Below are 23,123 nucleotides of genomic sequence, written 5' to 3'. Positions count from 1 at the left end.
CTTTTTAACACATGACAAAATAAATTAACAAATTCCTTAATGATGACCCTTGGCGGGGCCAGATTGTTCTTCAACTTCAACAGGTTGCTTTGGAGGCCAGAAAAAGTCACTTGGCCGGGTCAGGAAATGGGTCATGACCAGTTTGGCCAATGGCTTCCACTGTTCAAAACGTACCCGACGTGCGCGCAGGGCCACAATAATGGTGAGGGTGAAGCTGACAAATAAGTTGGTCAGGCCAATTAACAGTACCCCCAGGAAAGAAACAATAATCAGCCCTATTTCCGGACTGCCGTTGACGTTCATCAAGCCCTGAATAAAGTTGGCCGAGGCAAAGGCAATATGCCGGATATCTAAAGGCAGACCCAGAATATAGCCAATCGTACCCATACTGCCGAGCATAATCCCGAACAGGAAATTACCGGCCAGTGCGCCTAAGTTCCGTTCAATATAGGCGGCAAAACGGTCCAGCCGTTCCTGACTCATCCATTTTTTCAGTTTGGCATGCGCCTGTAGCCGTGGCCCGACTTTGCGGTACACCGCCATATTATCGAAGTAACCGGCAATCAGGCCCGATAAAAACAGACATACCCCGGCAATGGCTGCATGTGGAATTGCCAGAGAGGTAAACGGATTCAGGTCATGCAGCATTTTGCTGGCTTTGGCATGGTTCATTAAAGGCTCATGCAACGCCGCATCCCACATAAAGGCAATTAGGGCGGCCACCGGAATGGCAATCGAGATATTGCCCAGAATGGCAATAAACTGGGTCCGGATAATATTGATAATCAGCGCGGCCAGCTCGGCAATTTGCGCCATTTTCGAGCCTTTGCGATGCTGTACGGTCGAAGCCAGTGCGGCAGCGGTCATCGCCGGCTGTTTGGTGGCCACAGTAAAGTGCAGCACATGAATCAGCATAAAGCCCAGCGAGTAGTTCATGCTGTTAATAAAGGCCTGCATCAGCGGCGCCAAGGTTAAACGTGCCGCCAGCACCTTAAGGGTGGCCATGGTGGCAATAATCACCCCGGCCCCGGCAGCCGATTTATACATTTCCAGAAAGCCGGCCTTGTCGGTACTTACATAATGTTCACCGGTTTTACTGGCATTTTCAGTCACCTGCAAGGCCATCAATTCACTGTTGGTAGCCAGCAGGGAGCGGACACTGCGTTCGCTATACAGCGCGGTGGTAATATCGACCAGTAGCTCGCCCATGGCGCTATAACGCACATCATCTTCTTCAACAATCAGGTTCAGCAGCAGTTCAATCCGGTCCAGACACTGTTCCAGTAAGGACAGCAAATAGGTCAGGCTGACACTGACCCCAATCCGTTTGGTGGCCCGGCGAATTTTATGGCTGACGTTACGGCACTGGTCAATCATCACCAGCGCCTGTGAGGCATCCGGTGGAATTACCGCTTCAAATTTGTCGGCACTTTGATGCAGGTTTTTATACTGCACAATGAAATCGTTGATTTCACGGTTCTGCACTAAAAATGGTGATTCGTATTCGGTCAGTTCCGGATGGGCATTAATAAATTCCGGATATAAACCAATTCCGCTGACCCGATAGGACAGAACGGTAATGGCTTTAATGATTTCCTGACGAATCAGTTTTTTATCATCCTGATTACGATGGCCCTGATTCAGCAGGCGAAACAGCTGCTGCCACTGCTGATCTTCAATATCATCCAGCCAGTATTTATCACTGCGCTGATGGAAAATGCGGCGCAGCAAGTCCTGCAGCTGGCTCTGATCATTAATCAGCGGTAAAAAATGCGCCCCTAGGCGCTGAAACAGCTGGCTCCAGAAACCATCTAAAGACAGGATGCCGGTATCGGCATACAGGCTGGTCTGTTTGTACTGGCTGATTAAGCAGAGCACAAAACTTTGTAAGGTATTGGCGGCATTGGGCGTAATCAGCAGGGCATGTAAAAAGGCCTGAAACTTTTCTTGTATTTCTTCGCTATTTTCGGTGTTGGCTGGTCGAATACGGTTGACCAGCTCAATGAGCAGTTGCTCGTCAAGATCAGCGGGCGTGGTTTCCAGCTGATCCTGCATGTTCAGGAATAGGTCATAAAATTTTATATGCATAGGCAAGGATGAAGCTATTTATTGAATTCGGTGCAGGGCCAGCTTGGCCAGATTGACCAGGGCCTGACGATAGATTGTATCTGGCAAGGCATTTAAGGCCGCAATTGCAGCTTCGGTTTCTTCCGTGGCACGCTGCTGGCAATAATCCAGTGCACCAGAGGTCTGTACAATCTCGATAACCTGCGCCAAGTCGGAGGTTCCGCCGGTGGCAATACTGCGGCGGATAATTTCATGTTGCGCACCGCTGGTATTTTTCAGGGCGGCAATTAAAGGCAAGGTCGGTTTACCTTCCATCAGGTCATCCCCGATATTTTTACCCAGGGTTTCGGCATCTGAGGTGTAATCCAGAATATCGTCAATGATCTGGAAAGCATTACCAAAATGGCCGGCAAAGACACGTAACGGTTCACGGTATTCCGGCTTGTTGGTTAAAATGGCGGCACCTTCGGTGGCCAGTTCAAACAGGCGCGAGGTTTTGCCGTGAATAATATCTAAATAAGTCTGTTCGGTGGTGTCCGGCTGATGCTGCGATTGCAATTGCAATACTTCACCTTCGGCAATTTCACAGGTGCCGGTCGAGAAATCTTTTAGCAAGGTCATGTTGTCTAAATCGACCAGCAGGTCAAAGGCGCGCGAAATCAGGAAGTCACCGACCAATACGGCGGTCTGGTTATTCCAGGTGGCATTGGCGGTTGGACGGCCACGACGCAAGCCAGATTCATCGACCACATCATCATGCACCAGGGTTGCGGTATGCAGCATTTCAATAATCGCCGCCAGTCTGCGTGCCTGTTCCAGATCTTCTGCGCCGCAGGCTTTGGCTGCGAGTAAACACATAATCGGACGCATACGTTTGCCACCGGCTTCCACCACATGCTTGCTGACTGCCATAACCAGTGCGACTTTTGAGGTAATGCCTTCATTAATGAACTGATCCATCGCGGCAAAATCGGAAGCAACAGGCGCGAGAATATCTTGCTTAAAGTCGATGGTCATGTGAAGGAGAACCTCAATTGTGTCAAGTAACAACGATAGTGTAACAATGAAAAACGTCTGGACAGGAAATCTGCAATCTGCGGTGCGGCCATTGTGGTTGTCGTTATGAAGTACGAGGCAATGGTCTGCTTTCCTGTTCGTGCTGGCGCTAATGGCCTCCCGGTGACAGGCAGCGGTGATAGCATCAGCATGCTGGCGTTTTCGATTCTAACAAGCAATTTGATTAGATCAATGAAAAATGTAGGGTTTTGACCATTTTTGTTGCTTTTCGTTGCATGTTTATAAAATAAACAGCCGGCTGATGCAATATTTTGGCTAAATCTCTTGTTGTTTGCAGCGTTATCCCTTAAAATCTCTGCCCTTGTATAACCCCAGTGGCGTTCGTTTTAAGATCGGTATATCCCTTTACCGGCACGACGACACGGGCATGTTTGGAGTACATTATGTACGCAGTAATCCAAAGCGGTGGTAAACAGCACCGTGTAGTTGAGGGTGAAACCCTTAAAGTTGAATTATTGAAAGCTGAAACTGGCGCAACTATTACGTTTGATGACGTATTAATGCTTGTAAACGGTGATAGCATTCAAATCGGTGCTCCAGTTGTAGCTGGCGCTAAAGTAACTGCAGAAGTGGTTGGCCATGGCCGTCACGACAAAATCCGCATCATCAAAATGCGTCGTCGTAAGCACTACCGTAAGCAACAAGGTCACCGTCAATGGTTCACCGAGTTGAAAATTACTGGTATTTCAGGCTAATCACTAGGAGTAATGAGACATGGCATCTAAAAAAGCCGGTGGTTCTACTAAGAACGGTCGTGATTCGAATCCTAAGATGTTAGGTGTTAAAGTTTACGGTGGTCAAACTGTAACTGCAGGTAACATCATCGTTCGTCAACGTGGTACAGAATTCCACGCTGGTGCAAATGTAGGTATGGGCCGTGACCATACTTTATTTGCTACTGCTGACGGCGTAGTAAAATTCGAAGTGAAAGGTCAATTTGGCCGTCGCTACGTATCTGTTGAATAAGATTCAATAGAACAAAAACCCACAGTTTTCTGTGGGTTTTTTTATGCATGTCGCATCGGGAAAGAGAGCAACCCTGATCTTCATGATGATGGATAAAAAAGAACATTTGATATTAATAAACATACAAAACTTCTTATTTTCTCTAAATTTAGGCACTTTATTTGGTTTAAGATGAGTCCATGAATACATTGCGATATGCAACAATAAAAGGTGAATCTATGAAAATGCTTCGTCAAACCATGTGTGCTATGGCATTGGGTGCTGCAACGCTGGCACCAGTGATGAGTACGACTGTGTATGCTGCGCCTGTGGCAGCATCGGAGCAGCAAGCCACTGCCAATCTGGTCAAACAATTGAGTCATATTAAAAGTATGACCGCTAACTTTGAGCAGACCACCAAAACCAGCGGCAAAGCGCCTAAAAACAAGGGCCTGACTGCCCAGCATATGAATCAGGAATTTAAAGGCGTAATGAAAGTGGCGCGCCCGGGTAAATTCTATTGGGAAACCACCAGTCCGGCCAAACAGACCATTGTGACCTCAGGGAAAACCGTCTGGATTTATGACCCGGACTTGCAGCAGGCCGTGCGTCAAAACCTGGATGAGCAGGTTGCCAATACGCCAGCACTGTTATTATCGGGCAATACCAACCAGATTATGCAGTCATACCGGGTGACCCAGCCAAACAAAGGCAAAACCTATTACACCCTGTATCCAAAAAGTGATGACGGTGCTTTCCAGAGTCTGACCATCAGTTTCGGTGCCAACAAAGCACCAAGCCTGATGATTCTAGAAGATTCCTTGGGTCAAACCACCTATGTGCGTTTTAACAATGTGAAGGTGAACCCGAACATTGCCAACTCGACCTTTAATTTCACCCCGCCAAAAGGCACGGATATTATTGATCAATAAGGGATGATGATCATTTCTTAAAAAGATTTTATCTGTGAAAGCAAAAACATAGAGGAGCCATTTTAATGGTTCCTTTATTTTTAGGTGAATAATCGTCCAATGGCAGGATTGAACGGAAAGTCAATTGAGCGAGTTAGGTCATGCAGATACGCACGAAATGAGAATAAAAATTCTCCTCCTTAAAAATGGTTAAAAATTAACCAAAAATAAGGGTTAATCAGAATCACGGCTGATCTGTCTGCTTTTGCCCTGTGAAAGAATCCACAATTTCTGTGGATAAATCTTGGGATAATTTATTTTTCCCGTTGAATAGGCCGCAGATGCACGATTAGGGTGCAGTCAGGATTTGATTTTATTTTAAAATTATCATCATGAATTTTAATGGAATATTATAAATTTTGGTATGTACTGCTGCGGGTGGTTTTTGGTTGATTTTTCATTTTTTATCGTAGGTTACAGAACTGCTCTAGGATCGAACAGCAGGAGTTTTATATAGTGGTAAATAGCTAAATTGAGCGTATACAACGCCTTAGCGGGGTAAAAACTGCTGAAAATTGCAGCATGAACATAGGGGGAAATGCAATGCAACATCTGAAATCAAATCTGCTCACCACGACCATCGCACTGACCACGGTGTTAATGCTAAGCGCCTGTCAGCCGAAGCAGGATGCCGCACCTCAGGTGGAGGCCGAGCAAAGTCAGACTCAGGCAGCTGCCATTCCCGTGATTCAGGCCAAAGTGGTACCGGTGGAACTGAAACAGCAGCAGCGCTGTGATGAAGAGGGCTGTACCGAATACGATATTCAGACGGTCAATACCAATGTGCCGTGGATCAATGCGTATTTTATGCAGCGGATTAAAAAGGCTGACCCGATTGCATTTAGTGAAGATGCCGCTTCTACTGCGTCAGCATCGTCAGCATCGTCAGCATCGTCAGCATCGTCAGCATCGTCAGCATCGTCAGCATCGTCAGCATCGTCAGCATCGTCAGCATCGTCAGCATCGTCAGCATCGTCAGCATCGTCAGCATCAGAGGCCAATAGCACAGAGGAGCCTAACCGTCTTAGCCTGAGTTCTACCTATGTACGTTATATTGGCCAGCATGGCCGTCTGGCTACCTTTAGCATGCAAAGCTATAGTTATCCGGCCGGGGCGGCGCATGGTATGCATCATCAGGAATTTGTGACCTTTGATTTAAACAGCAAGAAACGTCTGGCCTTGCAGGATATTCTACTGCCGAATAGTGAAGCCAAACTAGTACAAGAACTGTTTAACCATAATTACAACTGGCTGAATGAGCACAACATCCAGCGTGACAAACTGCGACTGAGTGACAATTTCTATTATGGTGCCAATGGACTGGTGTTTGTCTATCCATTGTATGAGCTGGCTTCCTATGCAGAAGGCATGCCGGAACTGGAGCTGCCGTATTATGCGGTGGACAAACTGATTAAAGCTGAATATCTGCCAAGTTTGCCGAAGTATCCGGCCCAGTAAATTGTGAAAAACTGCGCCAGATTGCTGTAATAAGCCCCAGCCGTGAAGCGGATTACTGTATTTTTTAACCCGAAGCGCTTACACTATAGCCAGTTTTTTTCTTTACAAAAGATTGGCTATGATCGACCCGAAATTACTCAGAAATAATATTGAGGCTGTAAATTTAGCCTTGGCAAAACGTGGTGTGCAACTCAATGTAGAAGAATGGGCATCATTGGAAGCTCGCCGTAAAGAAATCCAGTCCAAAACGGAAGCTCTACAGGCCGAACGTAATGCCGGTGCCAAACAGGTCGGTCAGATTAAAAAAGCCGGTGGTGATGCTTCAGAAATCATGGCACGTATGTCAGCCATTGGTGATGAAATTAAAGCAGCCGAAGTGGCTTTAAATGAATTACAGGCAGAAATTGAAACCAAATCACTGACCATTCCCAACCTGCCACATGAATCTGTGCCGGAAGGTAAAGATGAAGCCGATAACGTGGAAATCCTGACCTGGGGTACACCACGCGAATTTGATTTTGAAATCAAAGATCATACCGATTTAGGCGAATGGATGGGCGGTCTGGAGTTTGAAACTGCCACCAAACTGACCGGTTCTCGCTTTAGCGTTTTAAAAGGGCCATTGGCGCGTCTGCAACGTGCTTTAACCCAGTTTATGCTGGATACGCATACCCTGAAAAATGGCTATACCGAAGCCTATGTGCCGTACCTGGTCAATGCCGATTCTTTACGTGGTACCGGTCAATTACCAAAATTTGAAGAAGACCTGTTTAAGCTGCAGGGCGAAAAAGAGTTCTATTTAATTCCAACCGCGGAAGTGCCAGTCACCAACTTTGTCCGTGACGAAATTATTGATGCCGACCGTTTACCGCTGAAATATGCTGCGCATACCCCATGTTTCCGCAGTGAAGCCGGTTCTTATGGCCGTGATACGCGTGGTTTAATCCGTCAGCACCAGTTTGATAAAGTAGAAATGGTGCAAATCGTTAAACCTGAAGATTCTATGCAGGCACTGGAAGAGTTGACCGGTCATGCAGAAGGCATTTTGCAGGCGCTGGGCTTGCCGTACCGTAAAATCATCCTGTGTGGTGGTGATATGGGCTTTGGTGCGACCAAAACCTATGACCTGGAAGTGTGGGTGCCAAGTCAGAATACCTATCGTGAAATTTCTTCGTGTTCCAACATGGGTGATTTCCAGGCGCGTCGTATGAAAGCGCGTTATCGTGCCGACCAGAAGAAAACTGAATTTGTACATACCTTGAATGGTTCAGGTCTGGCTGTAGGTCGTACTTTACTGGCAGTCATGGAGAACTATCAGCGCGCGGATGGCTCAATTGAAGTGCCTGAAGTGCTACGTCCGTACATGGGTGGTGCAGAATATATCGACTAAATTCAGGTCGATGTACAGGATGCACCAATTTGTGCACAAAATTTGCTTAAGACAATCAGAACTAAATTACTGAGGTAGTGTGTGGATATTTTTCCAATCTCGTTAAAGTTGCAACAGCAACGCTGTCTGATTGTCGGTGGCGGCCATATTGCCTACCGTAAAGCCGGTTTACTGCAAAAAGCAGGCGCTATTATTGATGTGGTGGCGCCGGACATTGATGCCGCTTTACTGGAACTGGTCCAGCAGAGCCAGGGGCATTATGAGGCTGCTGCCTTCAATACTGAAATTCCGCTGCGCCAGTATCGTCTGGTGATTGCCGCCACTGATGATGCAGCAATCAACCGTCAGGTGTTTGAGGCCTGTGAAGCTGAAAATGTGCTGGTCAATAGTGTCGATGATCCGCCACATTGCCGCTTTATGGTGCCGGCCATTGTCGACCGTTCGCCTTTGCTGATTTCAGTGGCCACGAATGGTGCATCGCCGGTGTTGTCGCGCCAGATTCGCACCCAATTGGAAACCAGTATTCCGCATGGCATGGGCAAACTGGCGAGTTTTTCCGGTCAATGGCGTGCTGCGGTTAAGGCCAAAATCCAGAATCCGGATGAACGCCGGATTTTCTGGGAAAACCTGTATGCCAGTCCGCTTAAAGAGCAGGTCTTTAATGACAATCTGCAAGAAGCCAATCGTTTGATTGAGCAGGCCTTGCAGGAATGGACCACGCCAAAAGGCGAAGTGTATCTGGTCGGTGCCGGTCCGGGTGATCCGGAGCTGTTGACCTTAAAAGCACTGCGCTTGATGCAGCAGGCCGATGTGGTGATTTATGACCGTCTGGTGTCTGATCCGATTATGGAGCTGTGCCGCCGTGATGCTGAAAAAATTTATGTTGGGAAAGCACGTTCCAACCATGCTGTGCCACAAGAGGGCATTAATGCCTTGCTAGTCAAGTATGCGCAGGAAGGTAAACGTGTTTGTCGTTTAAAAGGCGGTGATCCGTTTATTTTTGGCCGTGGCGGTGAAGAAATTGAAGAGCTGTTTGCTGCAGGAGTGGCTCTTCAGGTGGTGCCGGGCATTACCGCAGCATCGGGCTGTTCAGCTTATGCCGGTATTCCTTTAACCCATCGCAACTATGCGCAAAGCGTACGTTTCCTGACCGGGCATTTAAAAGAAGGTTCACCGGAACTGCCGTGGAGCGAGCTGGTCTATGAAAACCAGACTCTGGTGCTGTATATGGGACTGGTGGGACTGGAAAAAATCTGCCAGAAACTGATTGCCCATGGCCAGCGTCCGGATATGCCAGTGGCCTTGGTGTCTAAAGGCACCACACCGGAGCAGAAAGTGGTGGTCGGGACTTTGGCGGATATTGCATCTAAAGTCACTGAACATCAAATTCAGGCGCCCACCCTGACCATTATTGGTGAAGTGGTGAAGCTGCGCGAACAACTGCAATGGCATGAGCGAGGATAAAGCAACGCACTGCGTTGCCCGAGCGCAAGGCGAAGGCTGCGCCTGAGTAAAGAGGATAAAGCAACACAACGTGTTGCCCGAGCGCAAGGCGAAGGCTGCGCCTGAGTAAAGAGGACAAAGCAACACAACGTGTTGCCCGAGCGCAAGACGAAGGCTACGCCTGTCAAGTGGCAGCTATGATGAATCATGGTTGCCGGAGATGCAAAAGGGCAATACTGCGTAGCGCTTTAACCCTGACAGCATCCTTGTCCCATCAAGAAAGTTTAATTGCTTAAATCAACCAGATAGTGAGTAAAAAGTGATCCACGTTGTGTTATATGAGCCTGAAATTCCTGCCAATACCGGTAATATTATCCGGCTTTGTGCCAATACCGGTGCTCAGTTACATCTGGTCAAGCCCCTGGGTTTTGAGCTGGATGATAAAAAGCTGAAACGTGCCGGTCTGGATTACCACGAATGGGCGCGGATGCAACTGTGGGATTCAATTGAAGACTGTCTGGCCGATTTGGCCAGTAAAGGCGTAGGTGTGGATGCGGTGTATCCATTAACCACCAAGGGGACAGAAACCCCGCATACTTCGGATTTAAACCGTCCTGTGGCCTTGTTGATGGGACCAGAAACCCGCGGTTTGCCTGAGCATGTGCGTTTGATGTTCCCACAAGAGCACTGGATTCGCTTGCCGATGGCAGAAAATTCTCGCAGTTTAAACCTGTCGAATGCCACAGCGGTCATTGTCTATGAAGCTTGGCGTCAGCAGGGTTTCCAGCCTTTAAGCTAGGGCAGATCATCGCGAAGAATAAAAAACCAGGATCACTGATCTTGGTTTTTTTATCGCTATTTATTTTTTCAGTGAGCAGGATCAAGCCGTCAAAACTTGACCTGAAATGTGGAAACAAAAAAGGTGCCGAAGCACCTTTTTGAATGACTTAAACTTAGAGTTTATCGTCAAATTCATTGTGTTGTGGCGCAGGGTGTTTAAAGCCTTTGGTTTTATAACCCAGGTATAAAATACCGGCCATTGCCCACCATAAACCATATTTCAATGATGTTTCATCAACTTCAAGCCACAGTGCAAACACCGCGATAAAACCACAGAGCGGCACCACCACAAAGTTCAGAATGTCTTTAACATTGCGGGTACGGCCATCACGTAGCGCATAGCGTGAAATGACTGACAGGTTAACGAAACTGAATGCAGTCAGGGCACCAAAGCTGATCAGGGAAATCACGAAATCCAGATCCATAAAGCCCGCAGTTAAGGCCACCGCACCCACAATCAGAATGTTATAAGACGGTGTGAAGTTACGAGGGCTGATATGACCAAAGATTTTCTTGTTAATCACGCCATCACGGCCCATCACGTACATTAAGCGGGATACACCAGCATGTGCAGAAATACCCGAAGCCATCACCGTTACAATTGCAAAGGTCAGTACATAGGACTGGAACAGTGAACCACCCACCAGCATCAGAATTTCTGGCTGAGTTTCAGCAATATTTTTGAAGTAGCTGCCCGGTTCATTCGGGAAGTAAATCTGCATGAAGTAGGTGCTGACAATAAAGATGATCCCGGCAATTAACGCAGTCAGGAAAATCGCTTTTGGCAGGGTCTTTTCGGTATCTTTGGTTTCTTCTGCCAGCGAGCTTAACGAGTCAAAACCGGTGAAGGAGAAGCACAGTAAGGTAGCACCGGTAATCAGCGCACCGACTGAGGTCAGCTCATTCCAGAATGGTTCCAGGCTCCAGAGCTGATAACGCTGTTCGGCACTAATCGGGCCATCGGCATTAAAACCGGCCTGCAGTTTGGTAAATACCATCCAGGTAAAGATCGCGATGACCAGGAGCTGGATAAATACAATCAGACTGTTGAAGTTGGCGACAAAACGCGCACCGCGCAGGTTGATGCCGGTCATAAACGCGGTCAGCACAATGACCCAGACCCAATGATTGACATCCGGGAATAGCGCTTCCAGATAAATCACAGCCAGAATAATATTCACCATTGGCGACAGCAGGTAGTCGAGCCAGGACGACCAGCCCACCATAAAGCCGACATTGGGGTGAATGGATTTCTGCGCATAAGTATAGGCAGAACCCGAAGATGGGTAGCGGCGAATCATGTGACCATAGCTTAACGAGGTCAGCAAGATTGCAACCAAGGCAAAAATATACGAGGTGGGTACATGAAAATGACTTTCTTCCGATACTAAACCGAAAGTGTCAAATAAGGTCATTGGCTGAATATATGCTAAACCAATAATAATGATGTGCCAGAGCCCTAGCGTTTTTTGCAGTTTAGCTGCCGATTGAGTCCCAGAGATATTTGTCAACGGCGTTATCCTCTTAATCGTTGATCAAGGATCAGTCATGTTCCTAAGGATCGTTTGAGACGAACGATCCCCCCTATCAATAAAACAAAAGTCCGCCAATCTACTCCAAAATGGTTGCTTTTGTCAGTAACTTTTTCAGAAATTTTTAGCAGAAAATATGCCAATCATCTGAATAAATAAGAACTTTTTCTTGGGTATAGTAAAAGCCTGATGCTTAAAAAAACATCAGGCTTCTAGAAATTTTGGCTATATTCGCCTATTTGCTGGAAATTACCAAGCCTTTTTTAAGATAGATTTCAAATCTTCTAGACTGGCTTCTTTCGGGTTGTAAATGATCGAGCCATCGTTTAGGGCTTTTTCGGCCACTTCATCCAGCTGCGCTTCTGTAACCTTGCCGGTTTCACTCAAGGTGCGTGGCAATTTGGTCATGGTATACAGACGGTCGCGCATGGTCAGCAGGGTAGCAATGGCTTTATCGGCACGCAGATGCGCCGGAGTCTGGGCATAAATATCCGGGCCGGCCAATGGCAGCAGCAGTTCGGCAATTTTGTCGCCATTGACATCTTTGTTGTATTCCAGCACATACGGTAAGAACAGGTTCATGCACAGTCCATGCGGCAGATGCGCCACTGCACCTAAGGCATGACCGAGAGAGTGCACCAGACCCACCATCGAATTGGAGAAGGCAATACCAGCCATGGTCGAGGCCTGCGCCAGTTCCAGACGGCCATAGGCATCGCTTGGATTATCCAGCACTTTAAACAGGTTATTGCTGATTTTCTTGATCGCGGCGGTGGCATAGGCATCCGAAATCGGATTCGAGGCCATGCAGCTATAGGCTTCAACCGCATGGGTCATGGCATCCATAGCTGTCATTGCCGTTAAATGCGGTGGCAGGGTCTGGGTCATGCGCGGGTCCAGAATCGCGGCATGTGGCATCAGGTAATAAGAAGCGAATGGCATTTTGACATTCTTTTCAGTATCTGACACCACGGCGACCATGGTGACTTCTGAACCGGTGCCTGAGGTGGTCGGAATCACGAAGAAGGGCTTTAACGGTTTTGGCAGGTTGTGCGCACCGGAATATTTTAGCAGGTCATCGCCGCCTTCCGTCACCAGAATGTTGGTGGCTTTGGAGGTGTCAATCACCGAACCACCACCCACTGCAATAATGGCATCACAGTTGTGGTCACGATACAGCTGCGCGGCTTTACGTACCGTGTCCAGACTTGAATCCTGCGGCACATCATCAAAAATATAGCCAATTTCAGCATCGGTTGATTCAAAAGCCGCCTCAACCGGGGCCAGCAGGTTATTACCACGGACGCCTTTGTCGGTAATGATCAGCGGGCGTTTCGCACCTAAAGTCACCAATTCAAACGGAATGTGTTCCAGTGCGGCATTGCCGGCAATGACTTTGACTGGACAAAAAAATTCGTAATAAGGCTTCGCCATGTTATGCACTCCGTTGGAAATAGGACTGAGCCACTTTCAGGTAAATATGGGCAGCTCCGCTGAGTTTTTCTTTTAAGTTAAGTTCGGATGGGTATTGTTTGATGGCCAGCTCTGCCAGCAGTTTAGGCAAAATCAGGGCTTCCATTTTGTTCAGGCAACGCACCAGACGAATGGCATAAGACAGGTCACCATCGGCAATCATGCGGTCATGGGCAAAGGCCTGTGCCGTACTTTCCTGAAACGAGAACACCAAAAAGGCATGGGTCAGATGCTTGAAGGTAATGACCAGATCGGGTTTGCCATCCAGTTCAGGCAGCAGTTCGAGCTGATGATCTTCAGTCACCCGGGCAATGAACGCAGGTCCATTGGGAAACACTTTCATGGACAGGATAAAATTTGCGGGAAACTTTGCAACTTCCTGTTTTATTTCTTGATCGACCTGGCTTGCCATCACCAGACCTCTGCCAATCACATCCATCATGAGTTTGACATAGGCCTGTTGCAAAGCGGGCTTCACGGTTTTGCTTGAAATCACTCGCTGAGTCCCTTTGTTAACATCTATTATTAGGTTTAGAGTAAATACTCTAATTTATTTCTTATTCAAAAGTAAAGTCATTTAGGCTTGAATGGTTTGAACCTCACTAAAGTAACCACTGTGCTCTAAAGTTTCAATGATATCTCGGCATAAAGTTTCAAACGATGGATAGTCTGGGACTAAATCCTGAATGCGCACCATTTCCAGACCGGCATACCCACAGGGGTTAATGGTTTGAAAACCACTCAAATCACAGTCAATATTCAGCGCTAGTCCATGGTAACTACGGCCTTTGCGGATTTTAAAGCCCAATGAGCCAATTTTACGCTCCGCGACATAGACACCCGGCGCATCTGCTTTGGCATAAGCTTCAATGCCATATTTTTTGAGCAGCGCAATCATCAGGTTTTCGGCATACGATACCAGCGTGCGGACATTCCAGCCCAAACGGTTCAGGTCAAACAGGAAATACGCCACCAGCTGGCCCGGACCATGCCAGGTCACCTGTCCACCACGGTCGGTTTGTACCACCGGAATATGGCTGGGAATCAGAATATGTTCTGCCTTGCCGGCCTGACCTTGGGTCAGCACCTCATGATGCTGCAAAATCCAGAGCTCATCGGGGGTATTGGCATCACGCTGTTCAGTCAACTGCTTCATCTCTAAAAAGCGGTCTTGATACGGTGTTAATTGCGAATACTGGCGAATAATGAGGGTCGGTTTTTGAAGCGCATCGGTCACAGGCTGCGTCCTTAAAAATGAAATCTGCTGATGTGAATTATAATGATTCAGAATAGGAATAGGAGTATGCCTGCTTTAAATTACTGCGCTTGCACGGTACGCCATAAAAAAACACGCATGAAGCGTGTTTTTTTGAAACTTAAAGCGCGGTTTTAATCAGCGGGCAGGCAGCTAAATCGGCATAGACCGCATGTACCTGTTCCAGCTCCTCGAAACGCAGCTGTGCAGTAATCGAGTGGTATTTACCGGTACGCGACGGGGTCACGGTCATTTTGTCGCCATCAAAGTCCGGGAAGTGTTTCACGAAAATATCGTTCACCGCTTGACGCAGCTCTGCACCGGCCAGACCAATCAGTTTAATCGGGTAATCCATCGGAAAAACCCAAAGATGCTCTTGTAATTCACGAGAGGGAGTGCGGTCAATCATAATTACCTCAAAAGATTGAAAACGCCTGCAAGGCGCAGGCGTTTTGGCATTGCTACTTAAATGGGGATGGATTGATCCCAATTCAAGCCGCTGCTGACTTAGTCGTTTTCCAGGAATGAACGCAGGTGTTCAGAGCGGGAAGGGTGACGTAATTTACGTAAGGCTTTGGCTTCAATCTGACGGATCCGTTCACGGGTCACATCAAACTGCTTACCGACTTCTTCCAGAGTATGATCGGTTGGCATATCAATACCAAAACGCATTTTCAGGACTTTGGCTTCACGTTCAGTCAGGTTTTCCAGCACTTCGCGTGTTGCTTCTTTTAAGCCTTCTGAAGTCGCTGCATCGACCGGAGAGGTGATGTTGCTGTCTTCAATGAAGTCACCCAAATGCGAATCTTCATCATCACCAATTGGCGTTTCCATGGAAATTGGCTCTTTGGCAATTTTCAGGACTTTACGTACCTTCACTTCGTCCATTTCCAGACGTTCACCGAGTTCTTCCGGTGTCGGTTCGCGGCCCATTTCCTGCAACAACTGACGAGAAACACGGTTAATCTTGTTAATGGTTTCAATCATGTGTACCGGAATACGGATGGTACGTGCCTGATCGGCAATCGAACGTGTGATCGCCTGACGAATCCACCAAGTCGCATAAGTCGAGAACTTGTAACCACGACGGTATTCAAACTTGTCTACCGCTTTCATCAGACCGATGTTACCTTCCTGAATCAGATCCAGGAACTGCAAGCCGCGGTTGGTGTATTTCTTGGCAATCGAGATCACCAGACGCAAGTTGGCTTCAACCATTTCTTTCTTGGCGCGACGTGCTTTGGCTTCACCCACTGCCATACGTTTGGCAATGTCTTTAATGTCTTTAACATTCAGACCCAGCTCTTTTTCGATGTCGGCAATTTTTTGCTGGAAGGCCAGTACATCAGGACGTACTTTTTCCAGGTAGCCTTTCATCTCTGCAGGAGCTTTGGCAATCTGTTCGTCTAACCATGCCGGATTAGATTCCTGACCCGGGAAAGTCGTACGGAACTGGGTACGGTCCATACGGCCACGACGTACCGCATAACGCATTACTTCACGTTCTGCTGCACGAATCTGGTCATGCGTGCCACGAATCATTTCTGAAATAATATCAAACAGGCGCGGCGCAAATTTGAACATCATGAACACGCTGGCCAGAGCCTGTAACGCAGCTTCCGCTTCTTTGCTGTTACGGCCATGCTTTGCAATGACGTCTTTGGCGTTTTTCCAGGCTTCAGTCAGCTCGGCAAAACGTACTTTGGCAATTTCAGGGTCCGGACCAGAATCCGCTTCAGAATCATCATCCGATTCTGACTCTTCTTCTTCATCGTCGTCATCAAGTTTGACATCTTTGGTTTTGGTGCTCTTGCTGCTCGATTCTTCTTCATCGTCGAGCACGGCTTCATCTTCCAGCACTTCCGGAATTTCTTCATCGGTTTCCGGATCTAAGTAACCTGAAAGCAGATCGGCCAGGCGGCGTTCGCCATTTTCATAATCTTTGTATTCTTGTAGAACCACTTCAACGGCATTTGGCCAGTACGCAATTGAATGCAGCACATCACGGATGCCTTCTTCAATACGTTTCGCGATACTAATTTCGCCTTCTCGCGTTAACAGCTCAACGGTCCCCATTTCACGCATATACATACGCACAGGGTCCGTGGTACGGCCAGGCTCATTTTCTACAGAAGCCAGTACTGCCGCTGCTTCTTCTTCAGCGACTTCATCTGCAGCTTCTGTGGTGTCTTCGAACATCGCATCATCAGATTCAGGTGCACGTTCATGCACAGGAATACCCACGTCCTGAAGCATCTGGATGATGTCTTCAATCTGTTCGCTTTCCGTGATTGAGTCTGGGAGATGATCGTTAACCTCGGCATAAGTTAGGTAACCTTGCTCTTTGCCTCGGCTAATCAGAGCCGCTACTTGCGAAGTAGGGGAAGTCATATCGCTCATCTTTGCTTACTCTTCGTTGAATCTGTGGCAGTGAAAAACCGTGCATGATAGCACAATTTGCTGTAAAAGTTTCTGATTTGATCAATCAAGCATGATTTTATAAAAATGTTTGAAAGCAAAACTGAATAGGAATATGGGGCATCTTGCCCGGTTTTCAAGTCTGGCATCCGTTTTGTCCGCGAAATATTCTTGTCATATGCTTTAAACTATACTTATTCAGATAAGGTCTTCATAAATACACAAATTTTAGCGCGAAATACAAGCCAAAAATAGTCGGGAAAAACAAAAAATATAAATAAAACTTGACAACTTTTTCAAAGGCAGATAAATAGCGGCTAAACCCATTCACATTTTTTCATTCTGAGGTAGTTTTAGTGTCTTCAACAGATTTTGAACTAGATGATAACTACGGTGATGATGATGTCAGCTTCGATGAAGCGGCAGGTAAAATCAGTGCGAAAGAATCGTTAGAAAAACGTCGCCTGATTGATGATCTGCTGGCACAGCGTCGACTGGAGCGTGATCTCAAGGATTTTGATTATGACTTCGACGAAGATGATTTTGACGACGAAGATGACTGAAATTTGGGTTCAGTAAAGTCTTCGGAAAATGCTATGCTATACCTTGTATAGACGATTTTTGGATTTAAGATGAGTGCTTTAGATTTAGACCTGTTGAGTGAATATCTAGATGGTGACCAGAACGAATACGGTCTAGATTTTGCTGCCACTCATGGTTTTTTGTGTGCCATTGCAGTCGGCCCGCAATTTGACCAATGGCTGGATGAACTATTTGAAGGCAACCAGAAAAAAGTGCCGGCAGAAATCGTAGCGCAGGTGAAAACCTGGCTCGAATCCATTCGTCAAAACCTGGCCAATGAAGAAGGCATTGAATTTCCATTCGAAATTGAAGAAGCAGATGTAGAATCGAGCTTGGGCGACTGGAGTGTGGGCTTTGTGGATGCCATGTTCCTGAATGAAGAAGCCTGGTTCACGCCAGAATTTGAAGAACAGCTGGTAGATCTGACTTTACCAATCATGGTGTTTAGCGGCATTGATGAAGAAGACCCGCAAATGGAAAGCTTCCGTCGTAATGGTCAGTTAATGGATGAGCTGGCGGAAGAAATTCCGGACAACCTTAATGAACTGTATTTGATGTATCACACTCCAAACTGATGCAAACCGAATAAATAAAAAAACACCTCCTCGGAGGTGTTTTTTTATAGCCGGATTACATTAGCGGGTCATACGGTTCCAGGCATCACGCACCGCATGTTTGGCATCTTCCCAGGCCAAACGGGTATCGCCCTTGGTGGACTCCCATTCGCTGCGTAAATCGGGTTCTACATCTTCAAAGCGTGTACCCGGTTCATAGCGTGAGCGCTGGGCATAACCGACCCGATAGGCGGCCTGATAATCGCGCTCATAGCTTAAGTCCGGATGTGTGTTTTGCAGGCTGGTATAGTAAGGCTGGCTCTGGCTGTGTTCACGCCAGTAAATATCTTCATCACCTTCGGTCGGGTTTTCGGCTTCTGCAGCGGTTTTACCAACCAGACCACCCACCACGGCACCAATGGTACCTCCGACCACTGCGCCAATTGGGCCGGTGGTAGCCCCGACTGCGGCACCTGTGGCTGCACCGCCGACCGCACCGACACTGGTACCCACCGGATGGGTGCCGGTTTCACCGGTTTTTGGGTTGGCATTCAGCTGTTGCTGCTGCTGTTTTGGCAGCTGTTTGACCTGTTCGCGTTTTTGTTCCTGCTGGCGCTGGGTTTCTATTTCTGGATTCGTCATGTCTGTATCCTCTTGGGGCTGATGATGATCTAAGTAAAATGAATCAAAAAATTAAGATCAAGCGGATCTCTTGAGGTTTAACTTAGATCAGACAGCACCTAGCGCGGGCAGGAGAATTGCACCTTTCACGTTAAGATAAATAACTTATGTCGGTTTCTGGTGACGAAAAGCAGGGCTTACTTACATACGGTTAAATTTTCTATGCAGATGCGCTGTCCGGAAGTCACCCATCTGCACGAAAGAATTTACTTCAGGATAATTTGATTTAACAGTGTCTGAAAATCGACTAACTATTACTGTTTGGCGCAATAAGCGGCATACCAGACGTAGGCGGCATAAAATACCGCACCATGGATGGCGACCATACATAGCATCAACACTGCCATGAGGGCCAGTCCCATTTTCTCAGCCGATTGAATAATCTGCTCCGCATAGGGGTTCATCAGCACCATAAAAAAGATAAACAGGCTGCCAATAATGATGGCCACGGCACTGCTGCCCCAAATCAGCTGAATTCTTTCATCTGAGGTCGGTAGGCGTTTTTCACGTTTTACAAAATGTTTGGCATTGATCAGCGCGACTACCACCAGTGTTGGAAAAAGGGTTAATACCCCAAGATTTAAACCATAAACCAGAACCATGGTCAGCAGGACCAGCGCAATGCTGTAGACCGCAGCCAAATGCAGCAAATAGTGTTTCATTGAATCCCCAAGTTTGGCCTATAGGCAGGCCAATGCACATCACGAAGCGCGTTTACGCATATACCTACGGTATAGAATCCAGCCGATAATCGCAATCACAATTGCAATAATGACATAGCCGACCTGGCTAAAAATTTTCTGCATCAGCGCCTGATTTTCGCCAAAATAAAACCCGACCGCAGCCAGAAAAGTGGTCCAGATGATGGTGCCGAGGCTGCTGTAGAACATGAATTTCCAGAAGGGCATCCGGCTCATGCCGGCGGGAATACTAATTAAAGAGCGTACCGCCGGAATCATGCGTCCGGCAAAGACAATGCGATGCCCATACTGCTCGAACCAGTCCAGTGATTTTTTGACATCGGCCGATTTTAGGAACAGGTATTTTCCGTAGCGGTCGACAAAGCGGAAAATCGCATCATGTTCGAATTTATAGCCGACCCAGTACAGCAAGGCCGCGGCCAGTAGCGAACCGAAACAGCCGGCAACCACGACACCAACAAACAGTAATTCACCTTGTGAGGCCGAATAACCAGCAGAAGGCATAATAATTTCGGAAGGAATAGGGGGGAATACGTTGTCCAGAAACATAAGCAGGGCAATACCGAAGTAGCCCAGCTGTTCCATAATGGAAATAATCCATTCGGTCAGGTTCATAAAGTCAAGAAGGCCTAAAAATTAGACCTTCATGCTAAAGAGGATTGGTTTTTCAGTAAAGAGCTGAAACGTAACTAAAAATCTTCCTCAGTGGTATGCGACAGGGTATGCACATAGACTTTTCGAAGCCCATACGCCACCAGCAGCGGCAAGACAGCGACAATCAGATAACCACTCCAGATATTGGAAAGGTGATAGGCAATAAACATTGCCAGAATCGCGCCGAGCACGGTGCCAAACCCCACAATAAACAAGTGTGAACGCTGTTCAAGCTGCTGTTTCAGGTGGTGCAATTGCAGATCTTGCTGCTGATGCGCTCGTTGCAGTAAGGCAGTACGGAATTGGTGTTTATAGCGTGTTGTTATCGTTCTTTGCATAAGTCAATCCTTGTCCATGGGTGAGAATCTGTACGTCAAAATAAAACTGCATTGTTTTTGTTGTGATTTGGAGTTTAGCCTAAGCATGACTGGCTTCTGTTAGTACCAGAGGGTGCTTTGGTATTGAATTGATTCTGGTATGTGAACAGACGTAAAAAAAGCCCTATAAATAGGGCTTTTTGTAAAATTATTTGTACTGGTTTACATTATTACAGACGTTTGCGTTTTGCCGCTGCAATCTGAGATTGACGCATACGGAAGCCGGCTTTCTGTTTTTCTGTGGTTTTATCAATACAGTATTTACAAGATACGCCGTGTTCATAGCTTGGTTCTGCCACTTCTTCTGGCAGTAAAGGCCAACCACAGGCATGACACTTGGTATTTCGACCTTCTTCCACACCATGCGTAACCGCAGTACGACCATCAAATACGAAACATTCACCTTCCCACAGGCTTTCTTCTGCCGGGGTTTCTTCGAGGTATTTCAAAATACCGCCTTTCAGATGATAAACTTCCTGGAAGCCTTCTTGTAGCAATAACGAAGTGGATTTTTCACAGCGAATCCCACCGGTACAGAACATGGCAATTTTCTTGTCTTTGTGCTGTTCCAGTTCTTTTTTCACATAGTCTGGAAATTCACGGAAGGTTTCAGTTTGTGGATCAATCGCGCCTTTAAAAGTCCCGGCCTTGTATTCATAGTCATTGCGGGTATCAATTAAAATTACGTCATCACGTGCAATCAGTTCATTCCATTCTTTCGGGTCCAGATAATGGCCGACCAGATCACGTGGTTTGACCTCTACACCCAAAGTCACAATTTCTTTTTTCAGCTTGATTTTCATTTTGCGGAAAGGCTTGTCGGCGCTGTGTGACTCTTTATATTCCATCGCGGTAAAGCCTTCGTTTAAAAGAAACTGATGCACCTGATCAATGGCTTCGCGGTCGCCCGCCACCGTACCATTAATTCCTTCACCCGCCACAATGAGAGTACCACACAGGTTGATGCTGTTTACCAAGTCTAAAAGACGTTGTTGTAGATCTGCAGGATCTTGAACTTCTTTGAATTGATAAAGTGCGGCAACAACCCAACCAGAGGTCGCTTGCTGTTCTACAGGTGCAAGCTGTTCTACAGTAGCGTTCATGGAGTACTCCAATGTGATATAAAAAATTTGAGGGGCATATTTTAGCGTGAAAGTGCCCAGATAGCGAGAAATCCAGAACAGAAATATGGTTTTAAATCTGCGATAGAGTCGGCTATGATGCCTATCCTCGCCTATGATTTTACCAAAAGTAATACGGCCGCATTCAGGCCGGCATTACTGCGCTTTTCTGGAGTATATTTTGAGTACGGATCGTCGAATCACCTCATTGACCCCGTGTGCAGGCCGCTGCTCTACGGTATTTGGTGATTCAGTGTGTCGTGGTTGTCGTCGTTTTAATCATGAAGTGATACGCTGGAATGGCTATACCCCCGAACAGCAAACGGCTGTCTGGCAGCGTCTGGATGCCCAGCTGGACCAGATTCTGGTACCAATGTTGCCATTTGCCCGCTTGCCGCAGGTAGAGCATTTTGTCCTGTCAAAGCGGGTGCGTTTACGTCCCGATGCCAGCGCAGGCCGCAAGTTATATCATGCGCTCAAATTATGTGAAAAAAACAAGCATCTGGCCGATGACAGTGGTCTTGGTATTCAGGCCGCGCAGGTTAAACCACTGTGGCAGGAATTTGAGCGTCGGGTACTGGCACTGGCGACTGCGAGTTATGACCTGGCATTTTTACGTGCCGATGGCATTAGCCAGCATTTATTAAAAGTCAGTCTGGAAGAGGATGACTAGTTTTTCATCCTAAGGTTTAAGCAAGAGTAGCGCAGGAGTACCACAGATGATCAATATGGCTGAATATCTGTTGTACTGTCTGGCGGTGGTGATCATGATTGCCACCCCAGGCCCGGTGATGATGCTGGTGATTGGTGCCGGACTCAAAGGTGGTTACCGGCGGGCGTTTCAGACCATTGTCGGGACTAATTTAGCTTCTTTGCTGTTAATTGCCTGCTCGGTGCTGATTTTAAAAGGCATCTTCAATATTCAGGCCTTCTGGCTGGATTTAATTAAGCTGCTAGGCTGTGTCTATATTGCCTATTTGGGGGTGGACATTCTCAAGGAAAGCCGGGCAGCGGCCGGACCGAAACAGGAGACGGCCAGCGCTGTAGGCGGATTTCGGCAGGGTTTTCTGGTCGGGATTTCCAATCCGAAAGATATTCTGTTTTTTAGTGCCTTTTTCCCGCAATTTATTCAGGTCACCAATCATTTTAATGATAGTCTAATCTTGCTGACCGCCAGCTGGATTGTACTGGATTTTCTGACTTTGTCTTTGTTGTATTTGGGTTTTTACCGTTTAACGCTGTCACGCGGTTATCGGCCGGTACTGGCGCTGTGTGGTGCTCTTTTAATTCTGATTGCGCTATATGGCCTGATTAGCACAGCAGGACAGTATCTGTTTTAAATGATCTATGAATATTGACGTCATAAAAAAGCCCGCAATGTGCTAATGCCAGTCAGTTAAGAGATTGACTGGCTTTTTCTTGGGTATTTTTGAGGTTTTCCTTTTACAACCCTTGGATAACTCCTCACTCTTCTCTCAGGTATAACATACCGATTAGATTTCTCCATTAAACTTTCCAGATGTTTGGGTAGATTACCTGCAGAAGCCAAAGAGTCGAATCTGAGTAAATTAAGAAGGGCAATAG

General features: G+C 47.0%; 24 protein-coding genes and 1 pseudogene. 11 read left to right on the top strand and 14 right to left on the bottom strand.

Annotated features, from left to right (window positions below):
- Positions 1–36 precede the first annotated feature (36 nt).
- Together FTU50_RS04465 and sdsA are read right to left on the bottom strand one after the other, a co-directional pair.
- A complete protein-coding gene (locus tag FTU50_RS04465; protein WP_005176092.1) occupies positions 37–2,088 on the bottom strand; it encodes a site-specific recombinase in 2,052 nt (683 codons plus the stop codon).
- A gap of 18 nt (positions 2,089–2,106) precedes the next feature.
- Positions 2,107–3,084 (bottom strand): All-trans-nonaprenyl-diphosphate synthase, encoded by a 978-nt coding sequence (gene sdsA / locus FTU50_RS04460; protein WP_180054471.1) that lies wholly within the window; start codon positions 3,082–3,084, stop codon positions 2,107–2,109.
- 443 nt (positions 3,085–3,527) lie between these two features.
- Between sdsA and rplU the strand changes: the two genes are divergently transcribed.
- The 7 genes from rplU to FTU50_RS04425 all read left to right on the top strand — a co-directional run bounded on the left by rplU (position 3,528) and on the right by FTU50_RS04425 (position 10,150).
- The gene (rplU, locus tag FTU50_RS04455) at positions 3,528–3,839 is read left to right on the top strand and encodes a 50S ribosomal protein L21 (protein ID WP_005176105.1); all 312 of its coding nucleotides are present in this window, start codon (positions 3,528–3,530) and stop codon (positions 3,837–3,839) included.
- A gap of 19 nt (positions 3,840–3,858) precedes the next feature.
- Positions 3,859–4,110 carry a 50S ribosomal protein L27 gene (gene rpmA / locus FTU50_RS04450; RefSeq protein WP_005176106.1) on the top strand — a complete coding sequence of 84 codons (252 nt, stop codon included), beginning with the start codon at positions 3,859–3,861 and terminating at the stop codon, positions 4,108–4,110.
- A gap of 218 nt (positions 4,111–4,328) precedes the next feature.
- Positions 4,329–5,021, top strand: a complete 693-nt coding sequence (lolA, locus tag FTU50_RS04445) for an outer membrane lipoprotein chaperone LolA (protein ID WP_016659894.1) — start codon at positions 4,329–4,331, stop codon at positions 5,019–5,021.
- Positions 5,022–5,603: 582 nt separating this feature from the next.
- A complete protein-coding gene (locus FTU50_RS04440; RefSeq protein ID WP_180054469.1) occupies positions 5,604–6,518 on the top strand; it encodes an RsiV family protein in 915 nt (304 codons plus the stop codon).
- A gap of 118 nt (positions 6,519–6,636) precedes the next feature.
- Positions 6,637–7,908 carry a serine--tRNA ligase gene (gene serS / locus FTU50_RS04435; RefSeq protein WP_016659896.1) on the top strand — a complete coding sequence of 424 codons (1,272 nt, stop codon included), beginning with the start codon at positions 6,637–6,639 and terminating at the stop codon, positions 7,906–7,908.
- 81 nt (positions 7,909–7,989) lie between these two features.
- Positions 7,990–9,372, top strand: coding sequence for a siroheme synthase CysG (cysG, locus tag FTU50_RS04430; protein ID WP_180047061.1), 1,383 nt, complete (start codon positions 7,990–7,992; stop codon positions 9,370–9,372).
- Positions 9,373–9,670: 298 nt separating this feature from the next.
- Positions 9,671–10,150, top strand: a complete 480-nt coding sequence (locus tag FTU50_RS04425) for a tRNA (cytidine(34)-2'-O)-methyltransferase (protein WP_045796434.1) — start codon at positions 9,671–9,673, stop codon at positions 10,148–10,150.
- A 154-nt stretch (positions 10,151–10,304) separates the two neighbouring features.
- Here the strand turns inward: FTU50_RS04425 and FTU50_RS04420 are convergent, their stop codons facing one another.
- The 6 genes from FTU50_RS04420 to rpoD all read right to left on the bottom strand — a co-directional run bounded on the left by FTU50_RS04420 (position 10,305) and on the right by rpoD (position 16,851).
- The gene (locus FTU50_RS04420) at positions 10,305–11,702 is read right to left on the bottom strand and encodes an APC family permease (protein WP_005176119.1); all 1,398 of its coding nucleotides are present in this window, start codon (positions 11,700–11,702) and stop codon (positions 10,305–10,307) included.
- Between the two features lie 270 nt (positions 11,703–11,972).
- Positions 11,973–13,157, bottom strand: coding sequence for an iron-containing alcohol dehydrogenase (locus FTU50_RS04415; RefSeq protein WP_127799636.1), 1,185 nt, complete (start codon positions 13,155–13,157; stop codon positions 11,973–11,975).
- A 1-nt stretch (position 13,158) separates the two neighbouring features.
- The gene (locus FTU50_RS04410; RefSeq protein ID WP_180047059.1) at positions 13,159–13,692 is read right to left on the bottom strand and encodes a hypothetical protein; all 534 of its coding nucleotides are present in this window, start codon (positions 13,690–13,692) and stop codon (positions 13,159–13,161) included.
- A gap of 81 nt (positions 13,693–13,773) precedes the next feature.
- Positions 13,774–14,433 (bottom strand): lipoyl(octanoyl) transferase LipB, encoded by a 660-nt coding sequence (lipB, locus tag FTU50_RS04405; RefSeq protein ID WP_005176127.1) that lies wholly within the window; start codon positions 14,431–14,433, stop codon positions 13,774–13,776.
- Positions 14,434–14,572: 139 nt separating this feature from the next.
- Entirely contained in the window at positions 14,573–14,860 is a 288-nt protein-coding gene (locus FTU50_RS04400) for a YbeD family protein (protein ID WP_005176130.1), read from the bottom strand.
- Positions 14,861–14,958: 98 nt separating this feature from the next.
- The gene (gene rpoD, locus FTU50_RS04395) at positions 14,959–16,851 is read right to left on the bottom strand and encodes an RNA polymerase sigma factor RpoD (protein ID WP_180006803.1); all 1,893 of its coding nucleotides are present in this window, start codon (positions 16,849–16,851) and stop codon (positions 14,959–14,961) included.
- Between the two features lie 374 nt (positions 16,852–17,225).
- On the opposite strand from rpoD, the gene FTU50_RS04390 reads away from it, so the two are divergent.
- The gene (locus FTU50_RS04390) at positions 17,226–17,432 is read left to right on the top strand and encodes a PA3496 family putative envelope integrity protein (RefSeq protein WP_005176134.1); all 207 of its coding nucleotides are present in this window, start codon (positions 17,226–17,228) and stop codon (positions 17,430–17,432) included.
- A 69-nt stretch (positions 17,433–17,501) separates the two neighbouring features.
- Entirely contained in the window at positions 17,502–18,026 is a 525-nt protein-coding gene (locus tag FTU50_RS04385) for a YecA family protein (protein WP_005176137.1), read from the top strand.
- A 60-nt stretch (positions 18,027–18,086) separates the two neighbouring features.
- Here the strand turns inward: FTU50_RS04385 and FTU50_RS04380 are convergent, their stop codons facing one another.
- The 5 genes from FTU50_RS04380 to FTU50_RS04360 all read right to left on the bottom strand — a co-directional run bounded on the left by FTU50_RS04380 (position 18,087) and on the right by FTU50_RS04360 (position 21,521).
- Entirely contained in the window at positions 18,087–18,647 is a 561-nt protein-coding gene (locus FTU50_RS04380; RefSeq protein WP_005176140.1) for a glycine zipper domain-containing protein, read from the bottom strand.
- A 293-nt stretch (positions 18,648–18,940) separates the two neighbouring features.
- On the bottom strand, positions 18,941–19,348 hold the full coding sequence (locus FTU50_RS04375; RefSeq protein ID WP_075167535.1) for an ABZJ_00895 family protein: 408 nt from the start codon (positions 19,346–19,348) through the stop codon (positions 18,941–18,943).
- Positions 19,349–19,387: 39 nt separating this feature from the next.
- Positions 19,388–20,002: a DedA family protein gene (locus tag FTU50_RS04370; RefSeq protein WP_005176142.1), complete on the bottom strand. Its 615-nt coding sequence runs from the start codon at positions 20,000–20,002 to the stop codon at positions 19,388–19,390.
- Positions 20,003–20,076: 74 nt separating this feature from the next.
- Positions 20,077–20,379, bottom strand: a complete 303-nt coding sequence (locus tag FTU50_RS04365) for a hypothetical protein (RefSeq protein WP_016659901.1) — start codon at positions 20,377–20,379, stop codon at positions 20,077–20,079.
- Positions 20,380–20,588: 209 nt separating this feature from the next.
- Entirely contained in the window at positions 20,589–21,521 is a 933-nt protein-coding gene (locus tag FTU50_RS04360) for a rhodanese-related sulfurtransferase (RefSeq protein ID WP_180047057.1), read from the bottom strand.
- Between the two features lie 199 nt (positions 21,522–21,720).
- Between FTU50_RS04360 and FTU50_RS04355 the strand changes: the two genes are divergently transcribed.
- Both FTU50_RS04355 and FTU50_RS04350 read left to right on the top strand, forming a co-directional pair.
- Positions 21,721–22,212, top strand: coding sequence for a DUF1289 domain-containing protein (locus FTU50_RS04355; protein WP_180047056.1), 492 nt, complete (start codon positions 21,721–21,723; stop codon positions 22,210–22,212).
- A gap of 49 nt (positions 22,213–22,261) precedes the next feature.
- Entirely contained in the window at positions 22,262–22,879 is a 618-nt protein-coding gene (locus FTU50_RS04350) for a LysE family translocator (RefSeq protein ID WP_171065068.1), read from the top strand.
- A gap of 56 nt (positions 22,880–22,935) precedes the next feature.
- On the opposite strand, the pseudogene FTU50_RS15355 reads toward FTU50_RS04350, so the two are convergent.
- A pseudogene (locus FTU50_RS15355) lies at positions 22,936–23,123 on the bottom strand (DDE transposase); the annotation flags it as partial.

This window comes from Acinetobacter sp. YH12112, assembly GCF_013418945.1.
Taxonomy (GTDB): Bacteria; Pseudomonadota; Gammaproteobacteria; order Pseudomonadales; family Moraxellaceae; genus Acinetobacter; species Acinetobacter indicus.
The sequence above is the reverse complement of the archived record's forward strand: the minus strand, read 5'-3'. Positions and strand labels throughout refer to the sequence as shown.